The organism is Micromonospora sp. KC723, assembly GCF_004348595.1.
GTDB lineage: Bacteria > Actinomycetota > Actinomycetes > Mycobacteriales > Micromonosporaceae > Micromonospora.
Genome location: NZ_SMKD01000197.1, coordinates 1 through 7867, shown reverse-complemented (window position 1 = coordinate 7867; position 7867 = coordinate 1). Strand labels below are relative to the sequence as shown.

Genomic DNA, 7867 nt, shown 5'->3' with positions numbered 1-7867 from the left:
CACCGCCCGGCCGGGCGGCCGGGGAGTCCCGGCCCGGCCGGGCGGCCGGCGCGGTCAGTGCCCGCCGCCGGCCAGGACGAAGACGACGGCCACCCAGACGGCGGCGAGGGTGAAGCCCAGCGGGGCGGGTGGTCAGCCGGCGATGCTGGCCAGGTGCTGCTTGACCTGGGTGATGGAGGGGTTGGTCAGGGCGCTGCCGTCGGCGAACCGCAGCGTCGGGACGGTCTGGTTGCCACCGTTGACGCTCATCACGAACTGGGCCGCCTGCGGGTCCTGCTCGATGTCGACCACCTCGTACCCGATGCCCTCCCGGTCGAGCTGCGACTTGAGCCGGTGGCAGTAGCCGCACCACGGGGTGGAATACATCGTCAACATCTCGGGTCCTCCAAGGGTCGCTCGGCCCGGCGCCGGTCAGGCCAGGCTAACCGCTGCAACATCACCGCGAGCTGAGATGATTCCTCGTTGTGGTGGTTCACTCAGCGGCCGAGCTCGTGCTCGCCGGACTGGATCCGGAGCAGCGGTCGGCGGTGACCGCCCCGGCCGGCCCGGTCTGCATCCTGGCCGGCGCGGGCACCGGCAAGACCCGCGCGGTGACCTCCCGGATCGCCCACCGCGTCCTGGCCGGGGAGATCTCCCCCCGGCACGTCCTCGCGGTCACCTTCACCGCCCGCGCCGCCGCCGAGATGAGGGCCCGGCTCACGGCGCTGGGCGTGGCCGGCGTGCAGGCTCGGACCTTCCACGCCGCCGCGCTGCGCCAGGTCCGCTACTTCGCGCCCCGGCTGCTCGACGGCCGCGCCATGCCCGAGCTGCTCGACAGCAAGGTGCGGGTGGTCACCCTGGCCGCCGCCAAGGTCGGTCTACGCGCCGACCGGGCCGCTGCCCGCGACCTCGCCGGCGAGATCGAGTGGGCCAAGTCGTCGCTGGTCGAGCCCGGCGAGTACGTGGTCGCCGCGGCCAAGGCGCTGCGCGAGACCCCGTACGAGCCGGCGAAGGTGGCTGACGTCTTCACCGCGTACGAGCGGCTCAAGCGCGCCAACGGGGTGATCGACTTCGAGGACCTGCTGCGCGCGGCCGTGTGGGGGATCGAGGAGCACCGTGACGTGGCCGAGCAGGTACGCGGCCAGTACCGGCACTTCGTGGTCGACGAGTACCAGGACGTGAACCCGCTCCAGCAGCGACTGTTGGAGGCGTGGCTCGGCGGCCGGGACGACCTTACCGTGGTGGGTGACGCCAGCCAGACCATCTACTCGTTCACCGGGGCCACCTCGTCGTACCTGGTGGACTTCCCGCGCCGTTACCGAGAGGCAACGGTGGTGCGCCTGGTCCGCGACTACCGCTCCACCCCGCAGGTCGTCGGGCTGGCCAACGCGGTGATCGGCCAGGCCCGGGGCACCGAGGCCAAGCTACGCCTGGAACTGCACGGGCAGCGCCCGCCGGGCCCCGAACCGGAGCTGCGCATTTTCACCGACGAGCCGGCCGAGGCGACCGCCGTGGCGGCCCGCTGCCGGGCACTGGTCGACGCCGGTACGCCGGCGAAGGAGATCGCCGTGCTGTTCCGGACCAACGCGCAGTCCGAGGCGTACGAGAAGGCGCTGACCGAGGCCGGCGTGCCGTACGTGGTGCAGGGCGCGGAACGCTTCTTCGAGCGGACCGAGGTGCGCCAGGCGATGGTGGCGCTGCGGGCCGCGACCCGCTCGATCCCCGGGGAGACCCCGCTGCCGGCCGCCGTGGTGGAGGGGCTCGCCGCGGTCGGCTGGGCGCCCGGCGCCGCCCCGCCCGGCGGGGCCGCCCGGGAACGCTGGGAGGCGCTGGCCGCGCTGGTCCAGCTCGCCGAGGAGTACGCGGCCACGCCCCCGGTGTTGCCGATCGGCGAGGCCGCCGCGGTGGAGCGTCCGGTGACGCTGTCGGGCTTCAACGAGGAGTTGGCCCGCCGGGCCGCGCAGCAGCACGTGCCCACGGTGGACGGGGTGACGCTGGCGTCCCTGCACGCGGCCAAGGGGCTGGAGTGGGACGCCGTCTTCCTGGTCGGGCTCTCCGAGGGCACCCTGCCGACCACGTACGCCCGCACCGCGGAGCAGGTGGAGGAGGAGCGCCGGCTGCTCTACGTGGGGATCACCCGGGCCCGCCAGTGGCTCTGGCTGTCGTACGCCTCGGCGCGTTCGCCGGGCGGGCGGGCCCGGCGGCCGTGTCGCTTCCTGCCGCAGCTGGACCGCTCCGGCGGCGGTGAGCGGGCCGGCGGGAACGCGGTGGCCCGCCGGGCTGGCGCGCAGCGGCGACCTGCCCAGGTGGCCTCCTGCCGGATCTGCGGCGCGACCCTGCTCGCCGGCCAGGACCGCAAGCTGGGGCGCTGCCCGACCTGCCCGTCCGACCTGGACGAAGACCTGTACGAGCGGCTGCGTGACTGGCGGGCCCGGGTGGCCGGGGCGCAGCGGGTTCCGGCGTACGTGGTCTTCACCGACGCGACACTGACGGCGTTGGCTGAGCGGCGTCCGGGGCGGACGGAGGAGCTGATCGCGATCGCCGGGATCGGCCCCCGCAAGTTGGGGCTGTACGGCGAGGCGGTGCTGGCGCTCGTGGGCGGCGCCGCGGTCGACGACATCGCCCCGCAGAAAACTTCAGAAATCTCGTCGTAAATTCGTTTGCCCTCGCCCCCGGGCGAGGAATAGCCTCAGGACACACCTTGGGAGCGGCGCCATTCCGGCTGCTCACGGGGTGGAGTCCGATGTCGGCACGAGGAACGTGAGGGAGGTGGCACCCGTGGAGATCTTCATCTATGAGCGTCCGGCGGCGATGCCAGCTGCCCACGCTCCGCTGTCGGCTGTCCGGGTGGCCCTTGCCGCCACGCGACCGTCGGTTCCGCAGGTGCACCAGGTTTGGACTCAGGCCGAGCTGATCCAGACCGCGCCGGCCACCGGAATCGAGCGGACCAGTGGCTTCACGGGCATGGGCGTCGATGCCGCAAACAAGCGGCGCGATGTCCGCGGTGTTCCACCTCGAGGTAGACCGGTCTGAAACTCAGACCACCGGCTCACCTCGAGGCCGCGGAACCCGCATACCGGGATCCGCGGCCTCAATTTTTTTGTCCCGCCGTACGTCGGAAGCGATCCACGAGATCGAAGTGAGAGAGAGGTGACCGGGTGATGAGTCTGGCGTTGGCCCCGCTCGACGTGAACGTCGAGGTGGAGGCGAACCTGCCCTGCCGGAAGTTCGACCCCGACCTGTGGTTCTCCGACCAGCCGGCCGAGCTGGAACTGGCCAAGTCGCTCTGCGGGGACTGCCCGCTGCGCGTCGAGTGCCTGGCCGGCGCGGTCGAGCGGGCCGAGCCCTGGGGCGTCTGGGGCGGCGAGATCTTCGAGCGTGGCGCGGTCGTCCCGCGCAAGCGGCCCCGTGGCCGCCCACGCAAGGAGGACCTCGCCCGCGACGCCGCCCTCCGGGTCGAGGCCGAGGCGCGTCTGGTGGCCAGTGGTGTGGCCACCAAGCGCGACGCGGTCCGGCTGGCTGCCTGACAACTTCCCGATCCACACGTCCCCGCCGGTCTCCACCGGCACCGAGAAAGCGAAGACCATGCTGCTGCACCTGCCGAACGGAACCGAGATGCAACTACTCCACGAAGCGTTGTCCCGGGCTCGAATGCGCCGGCCTCAGGCCGGTCGTACCACCACGAGCACTGAGGCAACCCGTTCCGCCCGTACCGTCGCCATGAACAGCCGTACCCAGTCGGCGCGTGACCTGGGCGTTCTCTAGATTTCTACCAGTACGCGGGGGCGGTGACCGGAAGTCCGGTCACCGCCCCCGCGGTGTACGTCGTGGCTCAGCTCACCGGCGCGAAGCCGGGCAGCCAGCGCTCCAGGATCCCCCGGTACGGCGCCTTGGCCTCCAACTGGCAGAGCACCCCGATCGAGCCGAGGGTCACCCGGTGGATGAGTAGGTACGACGGCGGCAGGTTGAGCTGCCGGCTCAACTGGAAGGCCGGTGACTTCGGGCTGGCCAACCGGGTCGCCTCCGCGCGCAACCATGCCCGGGTGAAGCGGAACTCCTCCTCGGCCACCGGTGCCAGCATGGGCCGGAGGTAGTCCAGCAGGGCCTGCGCGTCGATCGGTTCGGTCTGGCTGACGAAGCCCTCCTCGCGCAGCCCGGCCACCACCGCGTCGGCCTCGCCGCGCAGGGCCAGTCCGGCGAGCCGCCCGATCGGCTCCGGGGTGCCCTCCGGCATGCGCGCCACCGCGCCGAAGTCGATCACACCGAGCCGGCCGTCGGGCAGCAACCGGAAGTTGCCCGGGTGCGGGTCGGCGTGCAGCAGTCCGGCCCGGGCCGGCGCGGAAAGGTGCAGGATCGCCATCAGCCGGCCGGCCTCGTCGCGCTGCTCCTCGCTGCCCTCGCGGATGATGTCGGCCAGCGGGACGCCCTCGATCCACTCGGTGACCAGCACCCGGGGCGAGGCGTGGAACACCTCGGGAATGAAGATCTCCGGGTCGTCGGCGTACGCGGTGGCGAAGGCGCGCTGCGACTCGGCCTCCAGCTCGTAGTCGAGTTCTTCGGTGATCCGTTCCCGCAGCTCGACCAGGAGCGGCTTGACGTCCAGCCCGGGCTGGATGACGCGGAACATCCCGCCCAGCCGGGAGAGTTGCTTGAGGTCGGCCAGCAGCGCGTCGCCGGCCCCCGGATACTGGATCTTGACGGCGGCGGCCACCGCCTCGCCGGTCTGCGGGTCGCGCCACCGTGCCCGGTGCACCTGCCCGATGCTCGCGGCGGCTGCCGGGCTGTCGTCGAAGGAGACGAACCTCTCCCGCCAGTCCGGCCCGAGCTGCTCCGCGAGCACCTTGTGCACGCTGGCAACGGGCAGCGGTGGCGCCGCCTCCTGGAGCTTGGTCAACGCCTGCCGGTACGGCGCGGCGATCTCGTCCGGCAGGGCCGCCTCGAAGACCGACAGCGCCTGACCGAACTTCATCGCGCCGCCCTTGAGCTGCCCGAGGACGCTGAACAACTGCTCGGCGGTGCGCTGCTGGATCTCGGCGGAGATGACGTCGGAGGCGAGCCCGGTGACACGCTTACCCATGCCGAGGACGGTCCGGCCGGCGAAGCCGAGCGGCAGAGCGGCGAGCTTGGCGGTCCGGGAGACGGCCCGGCGCGGGATGTCGGTCACCCGGCCATTGTTACCGACTTCGGGGGCCCGCGGCTGCTCCCGGCGGGGCTGACCCCCGTGCTTCCCCCGTCAGCGTCGCCGGCCGGCGCAGGGGCAGTGCGGGTGGGGCGGCCAGACGCGACGCCGGAACCGGCCGGCCGCGCCCACCTCGACGGCGCAGCCGAGCGTTTCCGGCCGGCCGCCGTCGAGGTGGGCGAGCGCTTCCGCGACCGCGTACCCGACGGCGGCGAGCAGGGTGGCCGCCGCGCAGGCCTGGTCGTCGGGATCGCCGGCGAGTTGGGCGGCGAGCGCCGGCCAGCCCGGGTCGCGGTCGAGGCGGTGCAGGTCCAGGCAGTGCAGGCAGGGGCCGACGGGGGGCCGCACCAGCGGCCCGACCACCGGTAGGCCCTCACGCAGGCCGAGCAGCAGGTGGGGTTGGCGGCGGTGGGCGTACCCGGCGGCGAGCAGCGCCGCCGGTCGGTCCGCGCCGAGCTGGACCACCAGCTCGACCCGTCCGCGACCGGGTGACCGGGTGAGTGTCCCGGGGGCGGTCCGGCCGATCACCGCGCGGAGCGCCTCGGCCCGGGGTCGCCCGATGTCGGCCGCGGCGAGCCCGGTACCGACCAGGTCGCCCGGGTGGACCGGCCCGGCGAGTTCGGGCGCCACGTGGCCCACCCCCGCCTGGGCCAGCGCGACGGCGACGGGCCCGCCGAGGCGTCCCGCGCCGGTCACCACCACCCGGGCGGTCCGTCGCCGGCGCAGCACCTGGGCCGGGGTGCCCGGCAGGGTCGACGAGGCCAGCGCGAGCGCGGTGGCCTCCGCGGCGAGCCGGGCGCGGGCGGCCCCGGCGAGGTCACGGGGGAGCAGCGTGTGCGCGGGTACGACCAGCCCGGCGTCCCGCAGGGCGTCGAGCAACTCCCGGGCCTCGGCGGGACGGACGTCTGCCCTGGTCGCGTCGGTCAGGACGACGCGCTCGCTGCGACTGCCGTCGAGCAGGTCGAGAAGTCGGGCAGCGCGCGGGTTGGCCACCTCCAGCAGGACGGCGTGGCCGGGCCGCAGGCCGAGTTGCAGGGTGTGCCGGTCCCGCCAGAGGCGGGTCAGGCCGGGCAGCAGCGTGGGGCGGGGGAGTGCGACGGAGGTCGGGCTCATGGCGACGAATCGTGACCGAGTCGAAGCCATCCGTCGATCGTTGTCCACAGGTGCGCGGTCCTGTATCCAGTGCTGTCCACAGCATGACGTGAGTTATCCACAACCGAGCGGTAACCCTGTCGCGCACCGGACAGTGGGGGTGTGCTTCCGGTCGTTCTCCGACCGGAGAGACCACGGGGAGGGGCGGCCGACGGCCGCCCCTCCCCGTGGACCCGTCTGGGTCAGACCTTGGCCTTGCCCAGGATGCGGTTCACTGTTGTGCCGCACACCGGGCACTTGCCCTTGGCCATGTTCATCCCGGTCTTCGACACCTCGATCCGCCCCTCGAAGTCCCGCTTCTCCTTGCACTTGACGCAGTAACCGTTGTAGGTCTGGGCCTGGTCGGCCACGGTAAGCCTCCTCGTCTCGTCCGCCGGGCGTACCGGCCCGACGGTTTCCCGGCGGCGGGCCGGTGGGGCGCCGGCGTCGGGTCGTTCTGCGCGGCCACCCACGTGACCGCTGGTTGGCGGACCCTACCCAGGTCTGGGTAGTTCCATGTCAGCTGTGCATCGACACTGTGAGGAAGTCGACGTCGAGAGTGTGCACGGCGAAATGGGCCGGATCAGGCAGTTTGCCGGGGACACGCCGGGTGAAGCCACCCGAACTCCGCGAGCGGGGCCGGTGTGCCCGGCGCGGGAGCGATCTCCTACGGTGGGATGGGTACGCGAAACCGCCTCCCGGCCGTCACGAAGGGTGGCGGGCTTGCCCCGTCATGGTCATCGTCAACTTTTTTCGGGACTCTTCGCGACCAACCACCATTTTCTGGGCGCGTGTCGCCGTGTTGACCCTTGCGGACCCCTGGTCAGTACCCATTAGCTTTCCTTCGTGACAGCAAACCACGGCTGCGCGGTCCACTGATGGCTGGGGCGCGGAAGCCGGTCGTCGAGGTACGGCGCAGCCAGCGCCGGCGACGCACGGTGTCCGCGTACCGCGACGGGGAGCGCGTCGTCGTGCTGATCCCGGACCAGTTCTCCCGCGCCGAGGAGAGCGAGTGGGTCGACCGGATGCTGGCCCGGCTCGCCGCCCGCGAGGGGCGGCCGGCCCGCTCCGACACCGAGTTGCTCGACCGGGCGCTGCGTCTGATCAACCTCTACCTCGCCGACCAGGGCGCCGAGGCGCTGCCGGCCAGCGTCCGCTGGGTCACCAACCAGAACGGCCGGTGGGGCTCCTGCACCCCCGCCGACCGGACCATCCGGATCTCCCACCGCCTCCAGGAGATGCCCGACTGGGTCCTCGACTACGTGCTGCTGCACGAACTGGTCCACCTCATCGTGCCCAGCCACAACGCCTGCTTCTGGGCGTTGGTCAGCCGGTACGCCAAAACCGAGCGGGCCCGTGGCTACCTGGAGGGCGTCGCCGCCGCCTCCGCCGTCCCGCTGCCCGGCTGACTGACGCCGGGCGCACCGGGCCCGGGGTGCGGGCGTTCCACCCTGGCGAAAGCTGGCGTCCGCCTGTGGAGATGGTCGGTGTCCGGCTGTGGCCAGGGCCGACGTCCGGCTGCGCGGATGGCCGGTGTCCGGCTGCGGCGAAGGCCGGTGTCCGACTGCGGTGGGTGGG

Annotated in this window: 8 protein-coding genes; 4 read left to right on the top strand and 4 right to left on the bottom strand. The window is 72.7% G+C overall.

Going from position 1 to position 7867, the window contains the following annotated elements:
* Positions 1-132: 132 nt before the first annotated feature.
* A complete protein-coding gene (locus E1165_RS26800; protein ID WP_132186098.1) occupies positions 133-375 on the bottom strand; it encodes a mycoredoxin in 243 nt (80 codons plus the stop codon).
* Positions 376-464: 89 nt separating this feature from the next.
* Between E1165_RS26800 and E1165_RS26795 the strand changes: the two genes are divergently transcribed.
* The 3 genes from E1165_RS26795 to E1165_RS26785 all read left to right on the top strand — a co-directional run bounded on the left by E1165_RS26795 (position 465) and on the right by E1165_RS26785 (position 3506).
* Positions 465-2633 (top strand): ATP-dependent DNA helicase UvrD2, encoded by a 2169-nt coding sequence (locus E1165_RS26795; protein WP_132394506.1) that lies wholly within the window; start codon positions 465-467, stop codon positions 2631-2633.
* A 124-nt stretch (positions 2634-2757) separates the two neighbouring features.
* Positions 2758-3012, top strand: coding sequence for a hypothetical protein (locus E1165_RS26790; protein ID WP_132394505.1), 255 nt, complete (start codon positions 2758-2760; stop codon positions 3010-3012).
* Between the two features lie 128 nt (positions 3013-3140).
* The gene (locus E1165_RS26785; RefSeq protein WP_132394504.1) at positions 3141-3506 is read left to right on the top strand and encodes a WhiB family transcriptional regulator; all 366 of its coding nucleotides are present in this window, start codon (positions 3141-3143) and stop codon (positions 3504-3506) included.
* A gap of 305 nt (positions 3507-3811) precedes the next feature.
* Here the strand turns inward: E1165_RS26785 and E1165_RS26775 are convergent, their stop codons facing one another.
* The 3 genes from E1165_RS26775 to E1165_RS29265 all read right to left on the bottom strand — a co-directional run bounded on the left by E1165_RS26775 (position 3812) and on the right by E1165_RS29265 (position 6660).
* Positions 3812-5143 (bottom strand): AarF/ABC1/UbiB kinase family protein, encoded by a 1332-nt coding sequence (locus E1165_RS26775; RefSeq protein WP_132394503.1) that lies wholly within the window; start codon positions 5141-5143, stop codon positions 3812-3814.
* 69 nt (positions 5144-5212) lie between these two features.
* The gene (locus E1165_RS26770) at positions 5213-6271 is read right to left on the bottom strand and encodes a ThiF family adenylyltransferase (RefSeq protein ID WP_132394502.1); all 1059 of its coding nucleotides are present in this window, start codon (positions 6269-6271) and stop codon (positions 5213-5215) included.
* A gap of 221 nt (positions 6272-6492) precedes the next feature.
* Positions 6493-6660: a DUF5679 domain-containing protein gene (locus tag E1165_RS29265; RefSeq protein WP_165945332.1), complete on the bottom strand. Its 168-nt coding sequence runs from the start codon at positions 6658-6660 to the stop codon at positions 6493-6495.
* 507 nt (positions 6661-7167) lie between these two features.
* Here E1165_RS29265 and E1165_RS26765 point away from each other — a divergent pair.
* On the top strand, positions 7168-7698 hold the full coding sequence (locus E1165_RS26765; RefSeq protein ID WP_132394501.1) for a M48 family metallopeptidase: 531 nt from the start codon (positions 7168-7170) through the stop codon (positions 7696-7698).
* Positions 7699-7867: the final 169 nt, after the last annotated feature.